This is a genomic window from Candidatus Dependentiae bacterium (assembly GCA_016871815.1).
Classification (GTDB): domain Bacteria; phylum Babelota; class Babeliae; order Babelales.
Genome location: VHBT01000013.1, coordinates 1 through 25,554 on the forward strand (window position 1 = coordinate 1; position 25,554 = coordinate 25,554).

General features: G+C 39.2%; 18 protein-coding genes and 2 pseudogenes. 9 read left to right on the forward strand and 11 right to left on the reverse strand.

Features of this window, described 5'->3' with window-relative positions; all coding sequences use genetic code 11:
- The first annotated feature begins 1 nt into the window (after position 1).
- The 6 genes from FJ366_02735 (at position 2) to FJ366_02760 (ending at position 6,748) form a co-directional block, all read left to right on the forward strand.
- A complete protein-coding gene (locus FJ366_02735; protein MBM3894487.1) occupies positions 2–493 on the forward strand; it encodes a 30S ribosomal protein S6 in 492 nt (163 codons plus the stop codon).
- Positions 494–504: 11 nt separating this feature from the next.
- Positions 505–795, forward strand: a complete 291-nt coding sequence (gene rpsR / locus FJ366_02740; protein MBM3894488.1) for a 30S ribosomal protein S18 — start codon at positions 505–507, stop codon at positions 793–795.
- A 90-nt stretch (positions 796–885) separates the two neighbouring features.
- Positions 886–2,688, forward strand: coding sequence for a translational GTPase TypA (gene typA, locus FJ366_02745; GenBank protein ID MBM3894489.1), 1,803 nt, complete (start codon positions 886–888; stop codon positions 2,686–2,688).
- A gap of 116 nt (positions 2,689–2,804) precedes the next feature.
- Positions 2,805–3,770 (forward strand): dual specificity protein phosphatase family protein, encoded by a 966-nt coding sequence (locus tag FJ366_02750; protein MBM3894490.1) that lies wholly within the window; start codon positions 2,805–2,807, stop codon positions 3,768–3,770.
- Positions 3,771–3,894: 124 nt separating this feature from the next.
- On the forward strand, positions 3,895–6,432 hold the full coding sequence (locus FJ366_02755) for a hypothetical protein (GenBank protein MBM3894491.1): 2,538 nt from the start codon (positions 3,895–3,897) through the stop codon (positions 6,430–6,432).
- 82 nt (positions 6,433–6,514) lie between these two features.
- Positions 6,515–6,748 (forward strand): hypothetical protein, encoded by a 234-nt coding sequence (locus tag FJ366_02760; protein ID MBM3894492.1) that lies wholly within the window; start codon positions 6,515–6,517, stop codon positions 6,746–6,748.
- A 77-nt stretch (positions 6,749–6,825) separates the two neighbouring features.
- On the opposite strand, the gene FJ366_02765 is transcribed toward FJ366_02760, so the two are convergent.
- The 10 genes and pseudogenes from FJ366_02765 to FJ366_02810 form a co-directional block, all read right to left on the reverse strand.
- On the reverse strand, positions 6,826–7,473 hold the full coding sequence (locus FJ366_02765) for a hypothetical protein (GenBank protein ID MBM3894493.1): 648 nt from the start codon (positions 7,471–7,473) through the stop codon (positions 6,826–6,828).
- A gap of 537 nt (positions 7,474–8,010) precedes the next feature.
- On the reverse strand, positions 8,011–8,595 hold the full coding sequence (locus FJ366_02770) for a hypothetical protein (protein MBM3894494.1): 585 nt from the start codon (positions 8,593–8,595) through the stop codon (positions 8,011–8,013).
- Between the two features lie 98 nt (positions 8,596–8,693).
- Entirely contained in the window at positions 8,694–9,464 is a 771-nt protein-coding gene (locus FJ366_02775) for a hypothetical protein (protein ID MBM3894495.1), read from the reverse strand.
- A gap of 86 nt (positions 9,465–9,550) precedes the next feature.
- The gene (locus tag FJ366_02780; GenBank protein MBM3894496.1) at positions 9,551–10,666 is read right to left on the reverse strand and encodes a hypothetical protein; all 1,116 of its coding nucleotides are present in this window, start codon (positions 10,664–10,666) and stop codon (positions 9,551–9,553) included.
- A 108-nt stretch (positions 10,667–10,774) separates the two neighbouring features.
- On the reverse strand, positions 10,775–11,518 hold the full coding sequence (locus FJ366_02785) for an RsmE family RNA methyltransferase (protein ID MBM3894497.1): 744 nt from the start codon (positions 11,516–11,518) through the stop codon (positions 10,775–10,777).
- 64 nt (positions 11,519–11,582) lie between these two features.
- Entirely contained in the window at positions 11,583–15,188 is a 3,606-nt protein-coding gene (locus tag FJ366_02790) for a hypothetical protein (protein MBM3894498.1), read from the reverse strand.
- Between the two features lie 15 nt (positions 15,189–15,203).
- Positions 15,204–16,715, reverse strand: coding sequence for a hypothetical protein (locus FJ366_02795; protein MBM3894499.1), 1,512 nt, complete (start codon positions 16,713–16,715; stop codon positions 15,204–15,206).
- Between the two features lie 233 nt (positions 16,716–16,948).
- Entirely contained in the window at positions 16,949–17,368 is a 420-nt protein-coding gene (locus FJ366_02800; protein ID MBM3894500.1) for a C2H2-type zinc finger protein, read from the reverse strand.
- A 57-nt stretch (positions 17,369–17,425) separates the two neighbouring features.
- A pseudogene (locus FJ366_02805) lies at positions 17,426–17,518 on the reverse strand (hypothetical protein).
- 78 nt (positions 17,519–17,596) lie between these two features.
- Positions 17,597–17,665, reverse strand: a pseudogene (locus tag FJ366_02810) (C2H2-type zinc finger protein).
- Positions 17,666–18,318: 653 nt separating this feature from the next.
- Here FJ366_02810 and FJ366_02815 point away from each other — a divergent pair.
- From FJ366_02815 to FJ366_02825, 3 genes are all read left to right on the forward strand, one after another.
- Positions 18,319–19,128: a methyltransferase domain-containing protein gene (locus FJ366_02815; GenBank protein ID MBM3894501.1), complete on the forward strand. Its 810-nt coding sequence runs from the start codon at positions 18,319–18,321 to the stop codon at positions 19,126–19,128.
- A gap of 19 nt (positions 19,129–19,147) precedes the next feature.
- Entirely contained in the window at positions 19,148–19,972 is an 825-nt protein-coding gene (locus FJ366_02820) for a methyltransferase domain-containing protein (protein ID MBM3894502.1), read from the forward strand.
- Positions 19,973–20,154: 182 nt separating this feature from the next.
- Positions 20,155–21,000: a hypothetical protein gene (locus FJ366_02825; GenBank protein MBM3894503.1), complete on the forward strand. Its 846-nt coding sequence runs from the start codon at positions 20,155–20,157 to the stop codon at positions 20,998–21,000.
- Here FJ366_02825 and FJ366_02830 read toward each other — a convergent pair.
- A partial coding sequence (locus FJ366_02830; protein MBM3894504.1) for a hypothetical protein occupies positions 20,968–25,554 on the reverse strand: 4,587 nt, incomplete at its 5' end. The genes FJ366_02825 and FJ366_02830 overlap by 33 nt on opposite strands.

Here is a 25,554-nt window from a genome sequence, read left to right on the forward strand (position 1 = left end):
TTTGATGCTCGTGCGCAGCGAATCGACAGCGGAAGATCGTGCTTTTCTTGAAAAGTCGATTACCGCGCTTGTTGCGCAACATGGTGGTGTGTTTGGTTCTTTTGACCAATGGGGTAAGTTCAAACTTGCGTATCCTGTAGAAAAAGAAAGCTATGGCTTATATATTTTGGTTCGTTACCAACTTCCTGTAAGCACTGTTGATAAATTCTTAAAAGACTTGTACATGTTCTTTAGAATCAAAACTGGTGAGTTCATGATGAGACACGTAAACGTTCGTCTTGAAGACGATGCGCCAACTGTCTATCTTCGTCCAGAAGCCTATGATTCAAGCAAAGCGATGGCAGAAGCTGGTTCTTTTGTTAAGGGTGGCCGTGGCCGTGGCGATAGACCTGGTCGACCATTCAACTCGTCTGGTGCGCCAGGCAAGCGTTTCTCTCATGACCATTCGTCAGAAGATGTCATGGAAGCTGTTACCGATGAAATTGCAGGATAAGGAAGTAGGACATGGCTCAAGCAAAACTTAAAGTTAGTTCACGTCTTTTGAAAAAACGTGTTGTAAAAAAACGTACATTTGGACAAGCAAGACAGTGCAGATTTACTGCAAATCCTGATTTGGCAGCACAAATCGACTACAAAAACGTCGATTTTCTTAAGCATTTTCTTACTCAACGAGGCAAAATTTTGCCTTCAAGAGTTTCTGGCAATTCAGCATACTACCAAAGATGCGTTGCAAAGCACATTAAGCTTGCTCGCTCAATGGCGTTGTTGCCATATTGCTTAATTCAAGCAGATTAGTTTATCAAAAATGCAGCGACTTTTAATGGTTGCTGCATTTTTATTATGTGGACTCATTGATTTGATCCGCAAAAAATATAAGGAATTAAAATGGCTTTTAAAAGGTCAAATGTTCGCAATATTGCGATTATCGCACACGTTGACCATGGTAAAACTACCCTGGTTGACGAAATGCTTAAGCAAGCGGGTGCGGTTGCGTTAAAGCACGACGAAGCGCTTGCTGATCGCGTGATGGATTCGGGCGATCTTGAAAAAGAACGTGGGATTACCATTCTTGCAAAAAATACTTCTATTCGATTGCCTCATTTAAAAATTAATATCGTTGATACTCCTGGTCACATGGACTTTGGTGGTGAAGTTGAGCGAACCTTGCAGATGGTTGAGGGCGTATTGTTGCTCGTTGACGCTGCAGAAGGACCGCTTCCTGGTTCGCGATTTGTTTTGCAAAAAGCTCTTGAGCTTGATTTAAAGCCAATTGTTTTCATTAACAAAATTGACCGTAAAGATGCAGACATCGAGCGCACAGAAGGCTTGATTCAAGATCTGTTCATGGAAGTTGCAGTTAAAGATCATCAATTAGATTTCCCTGTGCTGTATGGTTCGTCTCGTTTTGGGTTTGCAACAACAAATCCGGAAGAGCGATCTGGAACAATGAAGCCGCTTTTTGAAGCGATTGAAAAATATATTCCAGCACCAGAAGCAACCAAAGAAAACTTGCAATTCTTGATCACCAGCTTGGACTATTCAGAATACCTTGGTCGTATTGCAATTGGTCGAGTAGTGAGCGGAAAAATTAACGTTAACCAGCAAGTTATTTGCTGCACTGCCGATCGTGTAAGCCAACCAACCAAAGTAACAAAAGTCTTTCAAATCGAAGGTCTTGAGCGAAAAGAATCAGAATCTGCAGAATTTGGTGATATCATCGCGGTAGCGGGTTTTGAGCAAGAAATTAGCATCGGAACAACCGTGTGCGAAGTTGGCAAGCCAGATCCGTTGTCATATGTTTCGATCGATGAGCCAACCCTCTCGATGTATCTTGGGGTTAATACTTCTCCATTTGCTGGTCGTGAAGGAAATCTTCTTACATCGCGTCAAATTCGCGACAGGCTCTACAAAGAACTTAAAACCAATGTGGCACTTCGTGTGCAAGATACCGATTCGCCAGAAACGTTTAAAGTTTCGGGTCGTGGACAATTGCACTTGGGTATCTTAGTAGAAACAATGCGTAGAGAAGGTTTTGAATTACAACTTTCTGCACCAGAAGTTATCTACAAGGATATCAATGGAACTAAGTGTGAGCCGTTTGAATTGCTTATGATCGATATTCCAGAAGAGCATCAAGGTGTGGTGATCGAAAAACTTGGTCGTCGTCGTGCGATTATGACCAACATGACACCACTTGGTGATAGCAGATTACGTCTTGAGTTTACCATCCCGTCACGAGGTCTTATTGGCTTTAGATCACAGTTTTTGACAGATACTCGCGGTATGGGAACACTCAACAGCCGTTTTGTTGGTTATGAACCATGCGTGGGAGATGTTCCACGCAGACTTCGTGGATCACTTATTTCTATGGCTGGCGGTTCTGTTACCTCATATGCGTTGGATACGTTGCAAGCTCGCGGAATTTTGTTTGTGGGACCTGGAACAGATGTCTACGACAGTATGATTATCGGTGAGCACAACAGAGACAACGATCTTGAAGTAAATCCAGTTAAAGAAAAGAAACTTACCAACGTTCGTGCCTCTGGAACAGATGAAGCTGTTAAGCTTCAACCGCCAAAAGTGATGACGCTTGAAGAATCATTTGACTGGATCGCGGATGATGAATTGATTGAGGTAACACCAAAATCTGTTCGTTTGCGTAAGCGTCCAGCTCAAAAACGTTTTTAATTTTTAATTAAATTATACGGTGTAAAGCGCCCCAGGATTTTTCTGGGGCGTTTTATTTTGCTTAGGATTTGTGGTTGGATGTTCTTAGGTTTGTTTTGCGAATCAAAAGGTGAGAGTTGAGAAAAAAACTTTTTTTTCTGACGGTGCTGTTGTGCGCATTAGAGCTGCTTGTATGCTCACAGGGAGAGTGTAATTCTTTTATTGCAAAGAGTGAGTGTGTATCTGCACAAAAAGATTCTTTCAAGGAGTTATTATCTGCAGATTTAGCACGGTTTGTCGCAAAAGATTTTGTAGATTTTTCAAACGATCAGCTTAAAGCGTCAATTGAATTAAAAAAATATGATCAAATTCCATGGTATGTTTCTGATGTGTGTACCAAGGACCACTTGCATCATGTTTGTGGAAAGCTTTTTTTGGGAAACGATCGGGTAAGTTGCAATCTTGCAAGGGGAAAAGATGACTTGTGTGGATTGCCAGAAAGACCTGGGCTTATCTTGTTTGTTGGAAATCTTGATCAGGAAATGGCGGAGATAGAAAAAAAACTTACAGATTTATCGTTAGATGTTGATGTCAAAAATGATTTGCTAGAAAAGCTTTTTGGCTGCTTGGAACTAAAAAAAACATTTGGTTTTGTGCCAGGTGAGGTTTCTGTGATTGGGCAATTGCGTGAAGTGCTTGTTGGTAAGACACGGATGATTTACTTGCCACTTGCAGAGGGGAAGATGGTTCTTTTTAATACCTTTCAGGACCAATTTGTTCCGCATAAAAAATATATTTTTGATCTTGTGGATCAGGCGTTGAAACAAAACCAGGCTGTTTTGTTTCATTGTATTCATGGATACAACCGAAGCTTGGCTGTTTTGTGTGCATATTTGTATGAAAAAGTAGGACATCGTTATTCGTGGTATGCGATAAATTCATTTGTTGCCGCGCACAGGTTTGGTGTGGTTGTTCTTGCCCGAATGGTTTCTGAACTCAAACGAGGAAGCAAAAGTGGTCATTGTTTGCTCGGGGTTGTTGAGTATTACTTGGGAATCAAGGCCCAACCTGTTGAGGATTTAGGGTCGCCGGTTTCAGTCTGAAATGACACTGGTTCTATTTTTTGCAAAAACGGCATAAAAATCTCTTTTTTGCGTTTTTTGAGAGCGAGTATTTTTTTTGAGATACAGTTAAAAAGATCTTTTAAAAAATAATTAAGGATAAAAAATGAATATAAAAAATAAATTTTTACTTGCAGTGGTTGCAAGTTTGGTATTGGCGCAAGCGCCGATTGCAGGCTTATCTCGGGCAGAAGTTGCGGCTATTTTTAGCGGTGTAGATAAAAAAACTGTCGGCAAGCATGCACTGTCGCATGTTCTTATTTTTATGGCTATTCAAGCTGCGCAGGTTGGTGCAAATGCATATCGCGGAACCGAAACTCGCGGTGTTGATACACGAACAGTGGTAGATAAATTGCGCGAAGTGGGCAATGCATTATTAACTAAAGAAGCCTGGAAAGATCATTACGAGCAAGCAAAAATGAGCTTGCAACGTCAACCAACCAGAGATCCGCTCAGTGCTGGTGTTGCTGCAGGATATGCAGCGTGGAAAGCAGCCATGGGAGTGTATGTGTTGGGATCGGGCTTTTATTACGGGGCATCTGCGTTTAGTTCTGTAAAAGGATTTAGAGCAGAAGCGGTAAGACTTCAAAGAGAGCAAGAAGAAGCAGAAAAGCAAAGAGCAGAGCAAGAAGCAGCAGCAAAGCAAAGAGCAGAGCAAGAAGTAGCAGCAAGACTTCAAAGAGAGCAAGATGTAGAAAGACTGTCGCGAAATTATTATTTAAGAAATATTCAATCACGTGGTGGTATCAATGTCTCTGATTTAGAACTTACTCTTGATGAATTAAGACGATTAGAGCAATCACTAACTTTTGGCAAAGATGAAAATAAGAGACGTCTTGAAGCGTTTACAGCAGCCAAAAGAGGGGTTGTTGTACCAGCCCCTGCAGCACCAGTTGTGCCGTCAGTGGATCATGTATTTCAAGCGCAAAAGCAAGTTGTTGCTCAAAAATATGGGCTAGAAAGTTTAGCGGGAGTTTCGAGTCTTGCTGAATTAGAAGGGCTTAAAAGCACTTGTGATGCTCGATTGCAAGATTTGTATGTTCAGTTGGATCGTTTGGTCGGCAGAAAATTTGATAAATTTCGAGAGCACACAAACATTCAGACTGTTGAAGGCTTTATAGCATCATACAATAAGAGGAAAGAAGAATTAGAGCGAGAAGCTGTAAGTCTTGGTTGCACAGGACAACTTCCGACAACTGTTGATGGTTTGTCTAAATTGGTTCTTTCAAGGCGTGATCGTTTGGAAGAAATCGAGCAATTGCGTCGTGGGGGATATAAAGTTGAATTTGGAGACAGGCAAGTTAAGACGAGAGATTCGCTAGATCTTGCTGGTGTTGATCCTCGTTTGCCATTGGTTGTGCAGCCTGCAGCAGCAGTTGTGCCGTCAGCCGTTCCAGCATCAAGCTACGTTCCTGTTGACTTGGCCGCAGTTGAAGCTCGTCTGGCATCTCCTGCAAAACGAAAAAAGCAACGTGAAAAATCAAAACACTCAGCAGTTGTTTGTTATCAGCAATTGAATCGTGGAAATCCAGAGCCTGTCGGTGGAATAGAAGATGGTAAAGATCTTCGATATTTGATTGTTGGTGGAAATAGCAAACAAGAAGTTAAAAAATGGTTTCCTGGTAGCAATGGATCTGGCTGCTGGAAGACCGTTTCAAGAGAAGATAAAAATCTGATTCTCGGGCAGCGTGACTGTGGAGCTATTCATGATTTTAAAACGAGAGCGTCTTGCGTCGTAGAAGCTGCGTCAGTTTCACCAAGCCCTATGCAGGCAGATCTTTTGCAAGTGCAGGCAGAATTGCGTGATCAATTTGGTGAGGTCGATCTTCCTACAACGCTTTCTGATGCTGTTGCAAGATTAAAAGAATGTCGCCTGGTAAGAAATGGATTTGCGTCTCAGCTTGTGAGTGAGTTTGGTTATTCTCGTGCGGCTGTAGATGCTTTATCACCAAAGCAGGTTCTGGATACATTTGAACGAGTGATGCTCGATCGTCAAGTTGCTCAAGGTGCTCAAGAAAGAGAATCTAGAAAAACAAGAGAATTGCACTTGAGATTGCTTGATGAACATTCTCAACTGTCTGCTCGAGTTGATCGTGCGCAACAAAAATGGGCACAAGAGGTAACCTCTGCAACAACTATATCCTCTGGCTGGAAAATGTTTAAAGCACGTAAAGCTTTTAACGCTATGACTGATGCGGCAAAGAAAATTCAAGCTCGCGCTCGCGGGATGTTTGCTAGAAATGTAACTGTTCCAAAGGTAAAAGCACAGCAAGCTGCTGACAGCGATGGTGTTGCGTATGTGGTTGGTTATGATCATGACAAAGGGGTAACAACCTATCAACCGGTAAGGGATGGTTTTTATACTCGTGCTGGCGATACCGATACCGACAGAGAACTGGGTGAATTGGCTGCAGAAAAGCAACCAGATGAAATCATTCAGCGTGGCAGTGAATTATTTAAGGTTGTAGATGTTCCAGGACGCATGGAGCATGTCGGCGTTGCGGTATCGCTTGTTGAGCCGACTAAAACACTTGTTAAGCTTTCAGGAGATGAGCGTGAGCAATATGTTTTACCAACAACGCCAAATCCTGCACCTGCATCGCTGTTTGCCCAAGATTTGGCTGATTTTGATACAGCGTCTTAGTCGGCAAGTGAGATTGCAACCTGATTAAGAGAAGAAGAAAGACTGTCTTGGAAAGATATGTTGCTTGCTAAAAGAAAATGCTATGAATGAAATCTATTTAGGTAGCGGTTATTTGTATACCATCAAAAAAGCAGATGGGACTTGTATTCCTGCCTTGGGGTATAGAAATGGCACTTTGACTGAAGCGACATTTGATCAAAATCTGGGATATGTGTTGATTTCTTCTGATGGCACAAACAATATGATGTGGGGCCTGTATCATGATGGTGCAACATGGAAAACAGCTTTAAGCGAAAATATCGAAAAGTACGAATGAATTAAAAATATTTGTTAGATGATTAAAAAGGGACTTCAAGAAAAACTCTTTGAAGTCCCTTTTTTGTTTTTAAATGGCTATGAAAGCTTTGCCATAACCATTGCTATCGCATGTTTTGTCATTCCAGCTGTTAATCGCGCGGTGCAGGCGGGGCTCCATTGAAAAGTCGCTGTTTGGGATGTTTTATAATCTAAAATATGGGTAATTATTATCGGTAGTACTTGAGTTGCGATGGCGATAATTAACAGTGCATTTGGGTCTGAGCAGCGAGAAAATGGAGTTTTGTCCTTATCGTAAATTGAGCATGATAAGTAGTAACCGATTCCCTGCAGAATAAGAGACGTGATTTGAGGTGCGTATACGTTGCAATTTCGACCATTTTTTTTGGATATATAGCGATTTAAGGCAGAAGCAGAATAAACGGTTAATCCTTTGAGCGGGGCTCCTATAAAAAACCGTATCAGGTATGCAACAGGGGGCATATCTACGTAAAGCCAGTGTAGATATTTATTTTGATATTCAAAATATCCCTCGATAAAAAAGCAGATAAGTGTTGCGATCATGTATCCTTTAACCGCATTAGTTACTTTTTGTAGTTCTGATTCTTTTAATAATGAGGCTTGTGCTTGTTCGATTGCTTGCATTCCAAAAACAGAGTTTTGGTTGAATGTAATAAACATTAAAATTAAAAGCACAAAAAGGTGTAATGATCTTTTTTTTATCATTGTTAGTTGCTCCTATTTAGGGTGTTAATAGTTTCTCCTTGAATAGAGAAACATGGAATTTTTTTTTTGAATAGGGGCTCTAAATAAAAATTTAAATGAGCTATTTAGGTCAAAAAAAAAGAGGGCAAGCTGTGAGCGAGGGGAATGATCGTTTTTATACACATTTCAAGATATTTTTTGAATGAAAAAGCTTTTTTATAAAAAAACATGTCACTGTTTTGTAATAAAATATAGCCTATGCATGCATTGCAAAACCAAATTTTTTCAAAAACGGGACATTTATTTTTCTGGTAAAACTGACTATGTGCAATTGCAAAAAAGATGAAACCAGAGATAACAGCATGACTAACGATTTCGAGTGGAATGATGAGCGGTGATTTTTTTTTAATACATGTATTGAATAAGATTTTTACCAAAAGTCCTGAGCTTACAACTTTGATAAGCGTTATTGGTTGGGGGCCAAGCGAAAAGACGCTCTGCGTAGTTACAAAACTACACAGAGCAAAAAAAATATATTTTTTTAACATGGTGTGAATATTATTTTTCTAAAAGAACATCGATAATTATTTGGCTCCAGCGCTCAAACTCATTGTAACGTTGTTTACATGTTTGGAGTGAAACGAGTTCTCCTGATTTCATTTCTTCTTTGATCGCAATTGATGGAGAGTCACCTTCTAAGAGGTATACAAATCCTGCATGAACTTGATCAACCAGAGATGCGTTTGAATTGATTATGCCAAGTGGTTTGAAGGTAATTTTTCCTGAATACGAAACTTCTTCTTCAAATTCTCGTTGAGCCCAGTCAATAATTGAAGCGCCAAGAGTAAAATCTTCTGCTCTGATGTGTCCGCCAATCCCAAGAGATAATTTATTTTTGAGTCGTTGCTCTCCCGCTGTTGATTTTCGTTGCATCATGAAAACCTTATTATCGTGCATGAAAACAAGATACGGGATAATTTGTTTAAAATTAATATCGGTTTCTGCAATGCTTCGATCGATAAATTCGCTACTGGATATAATTTTTTTTGCGTAATGTTCAAAATCTCCTGCGATAAAATCAAGAGACTTTTCTTCAGGAAAGAGTGTTTTTGTTCCGACTACTAATACTTTTTCTTGTTCCATGTAAAATTCTTTCTTGAATAATTTGTAAAGACAACGAAAGTTTATAAGTTTTTATTTAGGTTTCAACTTTTTTTGAAAAAGTTTTGGCTATGCGGATCTTATCTTGCGAGTTGATCTCTTAACATTCTTTGAACACTAACTCTGAGTGCATCTTCTAGATCGTTAAGAGGTATAGAGCGACCAGGATTTCCGTCGGCGTATATTCGTATGTAGTTTTTTTTGAACTCGATTAACTGTTCAAAATTTACTTTTACGAATTCTTTTTGAGCTTCATAAGAATCTTTGAGATAGTGGAGTAAAATAAGTCCTTTAAATACATAGTACAGCAAAATTTCGTTGTAAATTATCGCTTTAAATACGGGACAAACTTCAGAGAGCGGGGGGTTTGAGTCTCCGTAGATCTCTGCTTTCCTGGCTTGGCTATATTTTTCAAGCTCTCCGCATGAATAGCCTTCTATGTCGAGTGTTCCATCAAAAATATTTCCAGAATGTCCAGGCAATGCAAGGTCTCGGCGTGTTTGTAAGTAAAAATCAACTATATTGGCTGCAATAGGCCCTAATTCTAAGGGTGTCATCTCCGCGATCGCATGTTGAGCTAGAGAACGAGCTTCTATAATGCAAGGAGGGATAAGGTTAATAGTTGAACCATCTGGCTTAATAAGTTGGAAGGCTTTGGGTATGTTTTCATTAAAAATGAGCCTTAACTCATTCGCTGATTGAAGTTTTTTGTCCTCTAATATGCTACTCTCGCACCATGTACAGATTTTATTAACGATTTCTTGTGCTTCTTCTTCTGCTGTTGGGCATGGGGCCATACCCAAAAAGCAACTAGCGATTATTAAAATAATACTTTTGGTATATGAGAGCATGTTTAAAAACCTGTTTTTTAGATGAGTTTAAAAAAACTACATATTCTAAGTTTGTTCATTTTTTAAAATTTTGTAAAAATTATTTTTTATGGGGAACAGCTTAAATGACTTCTTGCAAAAGTTTTTTTGTGTTTTTCAGCTTCCGCTTTAGGGCCTGCAAAATGAATATAGATGGTGTTGTTCGTGCTGTCATATGTATAGAAGATGCGAGAATCGCTCCGCCCTGCAACCTTTTTGTAAAACTGGCATAGAGAGTCCCCTCGATCGCCAAGGTAGCGACCATAATGCACCCCATCATTATGATGGGCAAGTTCCAATAGACTCTTGGCAATAACTTCATTATTTACATTCAAAAGCAACGCCTTGTCGCATGGAAGAATTCTGAAACTTGGTGCTGTCGTATAGTATGTTGAGTTAGAATCAATTAAAGCTTGATGGTACATAGGGGTAGAGTTAGATTCATGAGTAGTTGTGTCCAAGAGCGTTTCTGTCAGCATTCTCGCCTTGTCGTACGCTCGTCTTGATCGATCACAAAGCTCATTTCTTCGATTTTCTAAAAACGTTATTTCTTGATATATTGTTTCACGTTCAGTATTTAGTTCGAGCAGTTCTTTATTTAGGAAAGAATAATTAATTTTGATCTGGGAGACTTCGTGATTATTTTTAACCTTTGATCTTGATGCTAAATTATTTAATGTTTTCTGAATATTAATTATACGTTTTTCTATAGGCCTGATTTTCTTGTTTAGTTCGTCCACTTTGATGTTGCACTCATCTATTTCGATTTCTAGTTGTGTTAAAAGAGTAGGACTTGCTGATCGAGGGGATCTAGATCCAGCACCAGCACCAGCTCTAGCATCAGCACCAGCTCTAGCTTGGGCTATGGTTTCAGCATTAGCTTGAGCTCTAATTCTAGCTCGACTTCTATTATCAGCACTAACTTGAGCTCTCGCTCTGCGTCTCGCACTTGCTCTCGCTTTATATTTAGATTCAGCTCTAGCTCTAGCTTTTTCTTTTCTAGTTCTAGATCTACCTCTAGATCTAGAACTAGCTCTAGTTTCAGCTCCAATTTCGGTTTCAGCCTCAGCCTCAGCAGCAGCAGCAGCAGCACCATCAACAGCGATTTTTTTTGGAGGGGCAATAAGATCCATGGGGAGCGTGAGTATTAATGCTCCAAGAAAGATTAAATAATTTTTTTGCATATTTTTGTAAGTATTTAAAAAGTTTCATTTTTATGACTCTACAAAATGATTTAGAACCAATTCCAGCAAAAGGTTTTTTATCTGGTTTCAACTTAGATATGCGTATTTTTATATAAGTGAGCGAAGTGCTCCGATTGCCACCAAAACAGCATCTTGGCTTTTTAAAATAGGGCGACACAAAGAGCTTTTTTTTGCATTTAAGGCGGTGAGTTCTTGTTGTTCCTGATGTGAAAGTCCGCCTTCGGGTCCAAAAAACACAAAAAGCGGTGCTTTTTTTATATTTGAGATGATTGTTGAAAATGGAGCGCCATCGGCTTCAAAAAATATGAAATTATCCCATTGTGTAGAGCTTTTTTGTAATTCGGAGATGGTTGTTGGGGGGTGTATTTTGGGCAAAAAAAGTTGTTTTGATTGTTCGGCTGCGGCTACGGATTGAGTGTAAAATTTAAGGTAATCTTTTTCGGTGTACGATTTTGTGTATGATTTTTCAGTTTTTACTGGAATGATGTCAGAAACGCCAAGTTGTGTTGCGCTATAACAAATTTCTTCGAATGTGCTTGTTTTTGTCATGCCACAAAATAATGTTATTTGTGGCAGCAGGGGGGTTTGAATTTTGATATCTGTGATTGTTCCTTCAACTAAACATTTTTTTCCTGAGTTGATCGTTTTTAATAGAAGTGTTATTACCGTGTTGTTGTTAAACAAACAGACTGACTCTCCTGTGCGCAGTCTGAGGATTGTTGCGATTCGATAACTGGTTGCCGTTGTACATGTCACATTCATCGAAAGTGAAAGTGAGTGTACATCCAGGGCGGGCTCATGGATAAAAAAAATGTGTTGTTCGTTTTTCATACAAAAATTATTTAAAGACAATCGTCTTCAGTTAGCCTAAATATCTTACTTTTGATCGTCAAAATTATTTTTTTGCGGGAGCTTTTTTGGGTACTTCTTTTTTATTCGCAGGATCCCATTTTGCAGCAGCCGCAAAGTCAGAGAACGGTCCGACGTGAATATTTCTAAAGCTGATAGGAGCGTTCCATGTACTCAATCCAACATATTTAAGTCGTTGAATCGGATAAATATCTCTCCATTCAAGCACTTTATTTGTCTCTGAAATTGCACCTGTTCCTATCATGATTTTTCCATTATCAAGAATAATCCAGAATCGTTTAAAGTCTAATGAGTCAAGCATTGCATCGGGTTTTTCTTCTCGAGTGAATTGTGCGATTGGGGTATCCAGACTTTGTACTCTAATCACTGTTCGAGTGTTTTCAAAGCCACCAAGATTGATTTCATAAATTTCATTATTGGTGTTTCTTGTTTTAAAAGTAGATTGTCCAAACGCAACAAAAATATCGCTAAGGCCTTTTGCTTCAAATGACACGATTCCGCTATTAAGTTTTTCTAGGGTGAAGCTGAGCCAAATATATTCTCCGTGGAAGGGCTGCAGATCAACAGGTTTTTCCGCGTGGTTTGCAAGCAAGTCTCGCGAAAGTTCGTTGATCCAGGTGTACCAAATATCTTTTTGTTTTGCTTCATCTGGTTTGTCTGGATTAATTAAGTAAATGTTGTCATGAGCGGAAATAAGTAAGCTGAGCAATGAGTTATATGCAGCTTGTGCGCCTTCGTATTCGATGCCCGGGTACAATACCTGGCGAGCTTTGTAGAGAGCTGTGATGCTGCTGAATAAATTTGGTTTGATGGATGGATCTTGTACAACGTATGGGTGATTAACCAAGTATACAACTTGTTGATAGAGGGAAATTAAACGTTCGTATTTTTCGGTCGAAGATGGTGTCCATTTTCCACCAAGATCCATTTTGCTTTTAGCTTCAAGAGCGTTTGCTTGAGCTTCTGGAGGAACGCTTGCGTTTCCTAAAACCCTGTTCGACATTTTGTCTGTGTACACGTATGCGCTTGCATCACGATATGCACCAAGTTCTGCTTTTTGTTTACCAACTTCAGCACCAACGCCAGCAGACGCTCCGGCAAATGCCATACTTGCAACTGTACCGATAATACCCCCAATCATACCACTACCAGAAACGCTCTGACCAGCACTTGCAAGCGATTCAGCAAGTGTTTGTTTGATGGTGATTTTTTTCTGCAGTTCAATCATTTGTTTATTTTCAGGTTCAGTGACCCAATCAAGTTGAGGGAATCCATTTGGTTGAACTGTGATCATGAAGAAGTATTTTGCATCTTGTTGTGGTGTTGCTCCTGGATAGAATGTTTGACCACCAATTTTGTCCATAAATTTAACGGCTTGTCCTTCTTGGTCGATTTGGTATTCAAATGGAAGCACGATGTACACAGATCCACTGTACACATATTGGTTTGCAGTTCGCTGATAGGATGTTTCTTCTTGCGTGATATCAAGAGCAACTGGAGATGTAATATTTAAGTTGGTGTATGTGCCGGTTTCTCCTGAGTTTGAAACAAATCCTAGTTCAAAAACATTAAGAAGTGGCAGCAGGTCTTGTGTGCCAAGAACAATATTTTCACCAATATTTCCCATACCAACAAGAATTTGGCCACGAGTGATGCTCACCCAGAATTTTGACATTTTAGTTGGTGATAAGTTGAGCGCGTTATAAAATTTGCTTCCAACGCTTGCAAGTGTTGTGTATGAAGATTCTCCCTTGAGGTGTTTTTTGATTCTGATTCCGTCATTTCCTTCTGCGCCAAAGATAATTGCATAAAAATCGTCTGAAGTGTCTTTTGATGCAGATATAATTACAGCGGTTTCTTTTGTTCCATTCAGATTGACGCTAAAACTACCGCGACCAGGAACTCGGAGAGGAAATGCTGACCATTCTGCAGATCCTGCTTCGTCAGGAGCAGTTGTTTTTGGTACAAATAAGGTAGAGCCCCAATTTTTTGCGGTAATTGTTGGTGGTTGCGCTTGAATGAATTCGCTTGGAAAATATTTTCGAGTTGGTGGAATAGATTTGATTGGAGGGCGAACTTTTACTTCGGTGTATACAACGCCTGTCATGTTTGTGCCAAAGCCAATTCGTCTGATATCTGATTGCGGCGTTGGATCTCGCCATGTTAAAAAGATATTTTCGCCGGGATTTGGTCCAACGCCAACAAAAATAAGTCCATTATCAAGTGTAATCCAATAATCACTGAATACGCCAGGTCGAGTCGCTGCAAGGGGGTTTTCGTCAACGTGAATAACGGCAACTTCTTGAGGCACAAGAAGGGCGCCAATACGTTCATATTTTGTGATAACGGATTTGGTGTTATCGTATGCGCCAAGGCGAATTTTGTATGCAAAATCGATACCAATATCTTGCGCAAAAACAACTTGAATGTCTCCTTTGTCTTCTGCTTTAGCGCGAAATTGAATGGTAGCCCTGCCAGGGGTCTTGAGAGATTCTCCCAACCATGCAGCACCTTTGTTGCGCAGAGGACTGACATCAAGCATAAAGCCAGAGGTAAATCCATCAATCGTGTCCCGTGCAAATCCAGAGAGAAACGGTTTTTTGTCTGCACTGAGTGCAACAAAATCTTGTGTTGCTTGTGGTGGAATTCCGCCACCCATTCCGAGTTTGACAATTTCAAGAGCAACCATGGCAGAATCATCTGCTTCTGCTGGCGATCCAGAGGGAGATCCTGTCCAGGCGATATCATCTTCTGGTGGAATAGCAACTTGTGCGTCGCACACCCAAAACGTAGTAGATTGAGGATCTGCAGGTGCAGGTGTATCAAGTTTTGCTGGAGCCTCTTTTTTTGCTTGAGTCTGATTTGGTTGAGTACTTGCATCTTGTTGAGCTTTGTCTGCTTTGTTCATTTGTTCTTGTAAGACTTTTGAAGTTGCATCGTCGGTTCCCGGAATTTCATCGGCATTAGATTTTGGTTTTGCAGCTAATGATTTGATTACATTAATACCGCCTTCCGCTGTTGCATTGATAACAAATCCGGTGTCGATATTGATTAAGGAAAATGGAGCACCCCATCGCCAGATAGATCCACCTTGTGCAACAAGCTTCCAGTTGTCTTTGGTCGAACCGATTCCTTTAGTTCCATTTAAAACGAGAATGACAGAATCGCCAGATCCGCTACAGCTTAAGTTTGTTCCATGTTGAACTGATTCGATTCGAACAATATCTCCGTTTTTTACATCGTCTCCAGGAATGCAATTCCAAGGATCGCTTTTAGTGTGTTTTCCTTTTACATACCATAATTGATTTGTGGCATCAGAAAATTTTAAATCAGGTTTTGCAGAACGCAGGGCAAGTGATGCGCTTTGTCCATTTGCTGCTGTTATTGTGTTGTAGGCAGTCTTGCTTCGGATGACAATTTTATCGCCAAAATGAACAGCTCTCTGGTCGGCTAATATTTTTAATCGTTCTGCTTCTTGGCGTGCTTTTTCAGCTGCTGCTAGTTCGGCCGCAGATGGCGCTACTGGAGCTGCGGTGTTGTTTTTTTTGCCTCCCTTTGGGGAGAATTTAATATTTACTGGCGATGAGACGCAAAGGAGTAACAAAAGATATTTTAAACTTTTAATTATCATGAATTTTTACTCCGATCAGGTTGTTTTTATGTTGGAGACAAGCATTATTGTATTGTCATTTGATTGACCGCTATTTGATACAATTCCAACAAGAGATTTATCTTTGAATCCGGCAATTGTTCTAAATTTGATAGGTGTTGTTTGATCATCTTGGGTTAATTTTTTCCAGCTATCCTTGGTGGATCCGCTTTTTCCATCCACAAGGATGTATACTTCGTTTTTTGATGTCGTGAAAGAAACAAATGTTGGCGATCCGCTCGCGATTGTAAATGGGACTTCTGATACAAGGTTTGCAGGGTGAGCAAAGAGTGAAAAAGAATAGGAGTCGTTGTTTCTGGTTCCTTTGTAAATTTTTGAATCGTTGCTAATTACAAACATTGTTCCATCAGAGGTCATGCTGATGTCTTTAATGCCGCCATCTGGAAGCGAAAAAGAAGGAACTTTCCATACAAAAGATTCATCTGTTTTTGTTCGTTGAAATAATGCGCCATCGCTCCCAAGTACCCATACATTAGATGCATCAGAAAGAATAATTTTAACTACTGAGCTGGTTGCTGGTGTTTGTGGTGAGCGTATCCATGTTGCAGATGGAACATCAAATGACCAGAGATTATTACTTTGATCTGTTGCCCACAGTGAGCCATCATTTGCTCCGCAGATAGAAGTTAAAACAGCACCATTTAATCCTTGGTCCAACGCTTCCCATGAATCATCTTCTTTTTTTCTTAGTGGTGTTCCATTTTGTTTGATTGCAAAAATATTTGAGGAGCTAAGATAGCACAGCGCAATACAACGATCGGTAGAAAGTGATTTTAAGGATCCAAGTGCGGTTGGAGATTCTTTTGGTTTTTCTGGAGTTGTTGAACTGGTGCCGTTGGATGTTCCGGTTCCTGATTGGTTAATTTGGGGAGTTCCTGTTGGATTTGAATTATTAGTATTTCTTGTTGAGCTAGCGTTTCCTGACAGAACGGCATTCACAGATTTGCTGACGGGAGCTTTGAGTCCGGTATAATTTTGTGGCGTTCCGCGTGATTGCATAAAGCCTGAAACGCGTGATTTAAGGTAGCATGCATTAAAGACTGTTGAGGCATATTGAGGGTCTAAAAAGTTTTTCTGGTCTGGTTTTTCTTCGCCCGATGCATCAACGATTGACCAATGTCCAGAGGCGTTGGTATCGCTCATGATATCTTGGAGCGAAAATGTTGCAGCTCTTGAATCATTTGTTTGTAAAAAGAGTCCTTCCGCAGAATCTGAGTACAATCCCATGTATTCAGAGAAATCTCGCGCAACATATCGTTTGACCACAAAGTGAGTAGCTGTATCTTCAGGATCAATGGTGTCTGCTTGTAGGCGATAAGCGCCAACTAATCTACGAACCGCATAATATCGACCAGTAGGGCCATATTCTTTTCGGAGCGATTTTATTCTAATAACAGTTCCTTCTGGGAGAAAATCGAGTAAGGTTTTTTCTTGTGAAAAGTCGATTGCGTATATTGAGTTGTTTCTCACTCGTTGTAAAAAACCCATACCATGCTCTGATTTGGGGCAATACATTAAAATTGAAAAGCTTATTGTTGTGAGAAGAATTATTTTTTTTACACTTATCACGCTGGCATCACATCCACAAATAAAAACGTGCAGATGCAGTCTTTTTAGCTATTTATGGAATGGGTTGTACAGAGTTTAAAGAAAGAATTGTTATAAAAAATAAGGCAGAGTTGTTTTTATTAAAAAATTAAAAAAAGGATTCTTTCTAAAAATTAATATTTATTCACAGTATCATTGGTATCTTCTGCGACATCAATTTTTGTGTCTTTTTTACAACTTTTTTTATGTCGATTGAGGATATCTTGTCTTGAGGTTTTGTATTTACAATATTTGCATTCATAAAGTTTTTCGTTGGTGTGAATTTGTTTGTGTCTTCTCAGGCTTGAGCCTTCTGTAAAAGATATTCCGCAATCTGTACAGGTATATGGTTTTTCGCCGGTGTGAATTTGTTTGTGTCGAGTCAGATCTGAATTGACAGCAAACTTTTTTTTGCAAATTTCACAACTATACGGTTTTTCGCCTGAGTGAGTTCGTCTATGTTTGATCAGGCTTGAGGCTACACTAAAATTTTTTTTGCAAAACTCACAGGCATACAGTTTTTGACCAGTGTGAGTTCGCTTGTGTATCTTCAGGCCTGAGGGTAGGCTAAAATTTTTTCCGCATACTTCGCATTCATAACGTTTTTCACGGGTGTGAGTCCGTTTGTGTGTATTTAGCTTTTCAGTCCGTGTAAAAGATTCTCCGCATACTTCGCATTTAAAAGGTTTTTCACCGGTGTGAATTAGACAGTGTCTTTTGAGGTTATCTAATGCGCTAAAAGATTCTGTGCATACTTCGCATTTAAAAGGTTTTTCGCCAGTGTGAGTTCTGTTGTGTCTTTTGAGGTTACTTGATTGGGTAAAAGATTCTCCGCATACTTCGCATTTATAATGTTTTTCGCTGGTGAGAGTTCGTTTATGGGTTTCTGCAGATGATAAGCTTTTGGTCTCTGTCTCGGTTTCTGAGCGTCTTCGTTTATTAGTAGTGGTTTCAGATGAAGCTTTGAATGATCTGAAGGTGTTTCTTCAGTTTGTTCTCTGCGATATAGGTGATCGCTACTAGGTTGCTTAGTTTCAACTGCGGGATGGGTGAGCAATTCGTGAATATTTGCCGTGTTGATTAATTCATAAGTCTCATCACAATGATCGCATTGGTACACAATGGTCCCATCAGGGTTGTGCACTTTTGTGACCGGAAAAAGTAGAGAAGTAGATAAAAAAAGAAATAATAAAAAGAATTGATTTTTCATGGTTTTTGTTTATTTCTATAAAAAATAATGTTTATTAATCGTCGTCTGGGGCTTTATTTTAAAAGCTTATTTTGATTGGAGTATGTTACAATTTTTTAATTATATTTTTTCTTTGAATTTAAACTTTTTTTAAAAATATCTATTGTTTTTATCAAAAAATAATAAAAAACCCCTATCTTAGCTTTTCTTATTGAAATTTTCAAAAAAAGATCAATAAAAAATCATTTGCCGGATGCCTTTTGAAAGTTTTTCTGTAATTGATAGTTTTTATATATCTATCAGTGATTGTAAAAAATGATAAAAATGGCTTTTTTTAGTAAAAAATCTTTAATTTTATTAGTTTTGTTAGCTCTTGGAGCTCGTGAGGTAAAGCCTTTATTGCGTAAGCTTGCTTGTTTTGGGATTACTTCATTTGCTTTCTATTTGGTGACACAAGCGTATTGTGGAAATTCTCCTAAAGAATGTTACGATTTTTTTGTTGAATATTGCAGGCATCCTAAAGAAATAGGATTTCCGGCGCCCTGTTCAAAATTTTTGGCCCAAGAAGCAATTTCAAAACTTTTGGATGAAATGAAAAAGGGTCGTCCTTTAAGGATTTTAGAGATCGGTTCTGGGACTGGGATTGTTACGCGTGAAATTCTATCAAAAATGACAGAAAATGATGTTTTAGATTGTGTAGAGCTTGAGCGCCCGTTGTGTGACATTCTTGAGCGAAAATTTGTATCAGACCCACGTGTCAAAATTCATTGCTGTTCAATTTTGGATTTCACGACAGAACAACCCTATGATGTTATTATTTCAACGATTCCGTATAATTTATTACCGCTTGAGCTCGTGAAGCAAATGTGGGAGCATACATTTAATTTGGCGGTTGAGAATGCTCCAATTTCGTATGTTGCATTAATGGGTGGATCGACGCTTATTAACCTAAAAACATTTGGTGATCAAAATAAAAAGTTCAAAGAGCATCAATTATTTTTGAAAAAAATGTTTGATGTTTGTGGCTTGGGAGTTGCTCGCGTTGTTGCGAGTTGGCCTCCAATAACTGTTACTCATTTGCAAAAAAAATCGATAGAAGCAGTGAAAGCTTTGTTTAAAGAATAAAAATAAAGGAAGTTGTCGCATGTATAAAAAATTGTTTTTAAAAGGTCTTTTGGTTGCATTGTGTTTTAGCTTTGCAACACCTACGCAAGCTGGTTTTTTGAGTAAATCTGCCAAGACCCTTGGTGTAGTAGCTGTTCTTTCAGCGTTGTATGTTGGTGCCCAATTGTATTGTGGAAATACACTGAACGATGTCTGGATGTTTGCAAAAGAATTTGCAAAAAATCCACGAGAAATGGGAGGCTTTGGGCCTTGTTCGCCATATCTTGGAGATGCTGCTACTGCATGTATTCAGGCTAAGCAAATTGGCCAGAAGCCACGTAGGTTTTTGGAAGTAGGGCCAGGAACAGGATCGGTCACGCGTAGATTGGTAAAAAAAATGGTGCCAGGTGATACGTTGGACTTGGTTGAAATGCAGCCTGAGTTGTGTCGATCATTAGAGCGTGAATTTTGCTCACCAGAATACAAAGATTTTAATATTGCGGTGCATGAAAAAATGATCCAGGATTTTAAGCCGTCTGAAAAATATGATTCGATTGTTATTACTGTTCCGTTTAATGCCTTCCCAGCTGCGGTTGTTAAAGACATTTGGGCACATGTTTTGCGAATGCTTGCTGATGGTGGAACGGTTTCGTATGTGGCGTATTGCCAAATGGATAAACTCAAAAAAATGGAATATTTCTTTGATGCAAAGAAAACTGCGGATTATAAGGTAAATTTAACCTTTTTGAGTGATTTACATAAATTATATGGTGTAGGAAAAGCTACCGAGTACAAAAACGTTTTACCGATTAATACATTTTACTTTAAGTTTAATAATCCTGCGGATATTAGATTTGATGTTTAATTTTTAATAAAAGCTTACTTTTTTGAAAAAGGCCATTGAAAAAATGGCCTTTTTTTGCATAAATGGGCCTTATTTGTATAAGTCCGGATATCCGGTTGGGAATTTTACTGCTTATAGTAAAGTAAAAGAGTGGCATTAATGTATTACTGGTCAATCTATGTAATCTTGGGGAGGGGTTTATAGTGATGTTTGTTAAATATAAAAAAAATCTGTTGGGTTTAGTTCTTTTAGCTGGATTGAATTTTTCAACAGTTAAACCAGCGTTAAGTCGTGAGAAAAAAATAATTCTTGCAGCTGGTACAGGTGTAGCTCTTGTGGGCGCTGCCCTTGCGGGGTATTTTGCGTTTCAAAAATCTTGTGGAAATCCACCAAAAGAGTGTATTGAATTTTTTATTGAATATTGCAAAAGACCCACAGTTATTGGCGCGGTGGCACCAAGTTCAAAATTTCTTGCACAGGCGTTGGCTGATCATATTAAACCTTCTGTTGAAGGTGTTTCTCGAAATATTCTTGAAGTTGGACCAGGAACTGGCATTTCTACACATGCAATTATCGAAAAGCTAGGGCAGACAGATACCCTTCATTTGGTTGAGCTCGAATCTGAGCTGTGCGAAATGCTTGAAGCAAAATTTGGCTCAGATCCGCGAATTAAAATCCACAATATGTCGATTACCGATTTTAATCCAGGCATTAAGTTTGATGCAGTTGTTATGGGAATTCCATTTAATTCATTGAATGCAGTGTTGGTTAAATCTATTTGGAGCCATGTTATTTCTCTGGTAAATCCTAAGGCAACGTTGTCTTACTTTAATTACAGAAATTTACCTCGCTTAAAAAAGGTTTTCTTGAACGCGGAAGAAGAAAAAGACTTTGACTCAATTCAGAATTATATTGATTCGTTGTACCAAGATTATGGCTGTGGCTATCAGTATGTTGCAAAAAACGTTCCCGAGGCTCGTGTGAGAGCATTTGCTTTTGACAATCCAGCCGAAGCCTTAAAGTCCAGCTTGAAGCCTTGGGGCGCTTGATTCGGCAGTTGTTTTTAGTTCTGGTTCAGTCTTTGATTCAGTTGCAGGGGTTTGTGATTCTTTACGAGCCCCTTTTTTTCTTGTGAGAGCTTTTTTTAGTCGAGTAAGACTTGTTTTAAAGCGAGCAACAAGCGTAGCTGGTGTATCTGTTGTAGTTGGCTTAACAGCTTCAATTCGCGGTGATTTTTTTGTGCTCGATTTATCTTGTGGTGTAATCTTTTTGACCAATCTTTTGAGTATTGAAATTTTTTGATTTTCCTTAGGTTCAGGAGCCTTGCTTTTTTCTAACGCAAGAGCTTTTTTCTTCTCGTTATTTTGTTTAATTCTTTCTGCTCGTTTAGCAAGAGATTCTCTGATATTGCCAGCTATTCCTTTTGCTCCAACAAGTTGTCGCCATTCTTGGGCCAGCCCACTGAGAGATCCGCCAGCCATCTGAGCCATTTGTTGTTTTTGTTGGGCAGCTGTTTGTGGTTTTCCATCTTTGTCTGTTGTTTTTGTTTTATCAGTTGGTTTTTGAGGAGTGGTTTTTTGTGTAGGGAGTAATTTAAGTTGACTGGTTTGTTTTGTTACTAGATTGATATTTTCTTCTAAGACATCTTTGGTTAATTCATCGATATCTGGCATCTCAAGTTGATCGTATAACAAGGAATCATTACGTTCAAAATCATTTTGAGTGAGATTGTCATTTGCAAGTGCATCATTTTCATCTAGATCAGAAAATGTATCTTGTAATAACGTTTTTTTATTTTTTTCTTCATCAGATATTTTTTTTGCATACGATTTTGCGAGTAACATTTTTTTGAGGCCTGGTGTTAAGTCTTCTACCGCGGGTCCGACTTTGATGTTTGATATCGACACAGGTCCATTCCAGGTAGAAAGTCCAATGTATTTAATGCTTGCAAGAGGGTATGGGTCTTGCCATTCAAACAATTTGTTTTCGCCCCAGTCTCCTTTGCCCGCAGAAACAACTCCGTTTTTAATTGATACCCAAAATTGTTCTTTGACCATTGGAGTAACTTGTGCGTTTGGATTATCAACTGCTGAAACTTGTGCAACTGATCGGCCCAATGATTTTATTCTCAAGAATGATGAACTATTATTGTTTCCGCCAAAAACAACTTCATATAAATCTGCTTCGGTATTTCGTACAAGTTGTGGATTGTCGATTAATCCAACAAAAATATCACCTAAGCTTTTTGCTTCAAAAAAAACAGATCCATTTGCTCCAGATGGAAGAGTGAAGGGCTCATCAAGCCACACATATTCGCCAAACATTGGGTTGAGAGTAAAATCTTGTGGTGGATCTTGTGTTATCGCTGATAATGCAAGATCTTGAATCCATTTTGACCATGTTCTTTCTCTAAATTTATCATCATTTGTTTTGTTGTTAAGCACGTATTGGTTTAATCGTGCATTTATGAGAAGTTCAATCACAGCGTCTGTCATAATTTGTTTTTGAGGAAGGTCTTCTTTTTGTGTGTAAATAGTTGCGACAGATTGGTAGATAAAAAATAATCCATTAAAAATAGCTTCTTTGATTGAAGGGTTTATGATCATTGGATGGTCTATGAGAGAAATAATTTTTTTATAGTTGTTTACATATTGTTCAAAGTAGTTAAGTTTTTCTTTGTGCCGATCGGCCACAGTTTTTGTCCAAATACTTCCGCTTTTTAGAATCTCTGTGTTCTTTTCAAGAAGTTTTAGCGAGCTGAGTCGTTCATAATAAGCTGCTTTGTTTCGTTCTGATTGAGCAATTAATTGAGCAATCAATTCTCTTTTTTCTTGAATTTCAGGGGTGACGGTTGTAGATCCTGCAGCCTCTTTGTTTGCTTTTTCTGTGAACACATATGCATTTTGATCTCTAAATCCATGTTTTGCTTCTGCTTGTAATGCAGCGCCGGCCGTGTTTATGCCAAGAGCAACACCAGTCAGTCCAATACTTGCAGCAGCGGTGATTATTTGTGTTATTGGGTCAACACCAGTTTGGCCAATTTTTGTTGCGGTCGTGTTTACCAACCCTGCGGCTTGTTGTAACGCAGTTGCAGCAGCACTGATACCAAATTTAACCATATTTTTTGGAGATCCAAGATCTTTCATTTCAAGGTCGCCATCAGGGTGAATGATCGTATTGAAAAAATAGGTGGCGCTTTGTTGTGGTGTTTTTGCAGGGTACCATGTTTGGCCTGAGATTTTATCGTTAACTTCGATAGATTGTCCTGCTTGTCTAAATTGATACGCAAACGGTGAAATTAATTTTAAGGTTCCGGCAATTTTTCTTCGTTCAATGTATCCAGGTGGCAAGAACTCTTCGAGTTCGATTGCGGGATGGACAGAAATATTTTTTACGACCACTGAATCATCGGTTGCGCTTGCAAGTCCAATTACATCTGCTGTTGCAAGAGAAGGGATTGTTGCGCACGCGATTAAATTGCTTCCTTGTTTCGGTTCTTTTTCTGGATAGTCTTTGGGTGGTTTTGGGTGACCAATCGTAAATTGACCGTATAAATTACTAATCCAAAACGTTTCGTATTCAGCGGGGTTTGATTCGTAGGGATCAGAGATTACACCAACTTGCTCTTCTACGGTTTGGCCAGTTTCGGAGCTTTTGTAGCGAACGATAATAGGTTCGTCTATTTTTGAGCCGAGGGTAAATTGAACTTGTGGCGCATCATCGTTTCCTTCAAGTGCAAGGATAACATTAAGCGGGCTAGAACCCTTTTTTTTGATTCCAATCATGCCTCGACCAGGTTCTCTCAGTTGTTGTTGCAGCCAAACAGTTTTTGATGGAATTGTTTGTTCTGATTTATTTGAAAAATATTCTTTTGGGGTAAAAACAGGTTCAATAGCAGGAGAGATATACATTTCGCTAAATTCAACACTTGAGACGTCGCAACTAAAGCCAATTCGATCGATTGATAAATCGGGGTCAGGGTCTTGCCAGCTTAAAATGACGTTATTTCCGGGATTGCCAAAACCGAGCATGATAAATCCGTTATTATAGCTAAGCCAATATGGGGTAAATATTCCTGGTGGAATTGCAGCTGCAGGATACTGATCTTTTTTTATTTGGGCGACGATTTCGCCGTTATCGACGATTGCAGTTGCGGAGTTATCAAAAACGCCTAACATAATTTTTGTTTGATAATTAAGGTCGGAGTCTTCTTGGGAAGAAAAATTGAGTCCTTTACGGAGTAAAATATGAACTCCGCCAGCGTCTTGAACGCGCACTTTAAATCGAAGAGTAAAGTTGAGTGGGGAGGGAAGGGGATTTTGTAGCCATGCAGCTCCTGAGCCCATAAGTCGTTGAATTTTTAAGATAGAGCCTTCTTCAAAATTTTGAATAAAGCTTGAGCCAAAGCCGAGGATTTGTGGATTTTTATAAATGGGGCATCTAAATTTTCCATCGGGAATTTCCCAGGGGATAAGGCTGGTAACCATCGTAGATGATGAGTCGTCAATAGCGGCAAGCCCTGCGCCAAGGGCTCCAATACTTGCGCCAATAGCAGCAACTTTTGCAACAGCGGTGAGTTTGTTTTTTCGTTTTTTTGATTCATCTTTAGATGAGGAGTTTCCTCTGTTAAGGGCGTTATTCCATAAGACTTTTTTTACCATCTGTGACTTTGACATTGCAGAGCCATCGTTATTTGTAAACCCGCCTTGTTCTCGCGCACTTTTCCAATATTGATTACGTTCTTTTTTTGCATCAACAGCGGCATTTTTTTTGTCAGCGATTTCTTTGTTTCGTGCTTCTTGTGCGGCTTTTCGTTCTTCTGGTGTCATTTTTAGTAAAGAGTCATAAAATGCTTTATCGGATTCTCTGTCTGCGGTGGTATTTTTGCCTCGTACGCCTTTCCATTCATTAATTTCTTCCGAGAAATTTGATTTTTCATTCAGCCATTCGTTTCGAGTATTTTTTCTGTCTGCCCAGAGTGTGTTTGAAAGCCCGCCTTGCATTTGGGCTTCTGAGATTCTTTCTTGATATGAGTCAGCACTGGTACGATTTTTTTGTCGTTCGGCATCTTTTTTTTGAAGATCTGCTTTTTGTTGTGCAGATAGATTTGGGTCTTTGAGTTTTGAGGCGAACTCATCATCTTCTTTTTTGCGTTGTTCTGAGATAAAATCGCTCCATTTTTTACCTTGAGCTGCGCGTTGTTTTGCTAATTCATCAATTTTTGGATCACCCTCTTTTTTTTCCCCTGGGCTAGCAGATTGATTGGCTTCAAGGCGTTCTTTTTCTGCAGCTATTTTTTCATTAAATGTATCATTAGATTTCTGCATTCTTTGTTGCAAGTTGATAAGACTTTTTTGATTGTTTGATTTTAAAACAGCGATACCGACAAGACCCATAAGCGCCATTGATCCAAAAACAGCGGCTGTTTTTTGCATTACATTTTCTGTGGAGAAATCATCTGTGCTGCCGCGAGGTTTGATTGCAGGGTATGAAGTGTCTGCAAACCTGATAACTAGCTTTTGGTCGGTAACATTATCAACTTTTTTTAAAATACCAATTCCATGTTCGCTTGAAAGACTATCAAGCATTTCATTTGCAATATC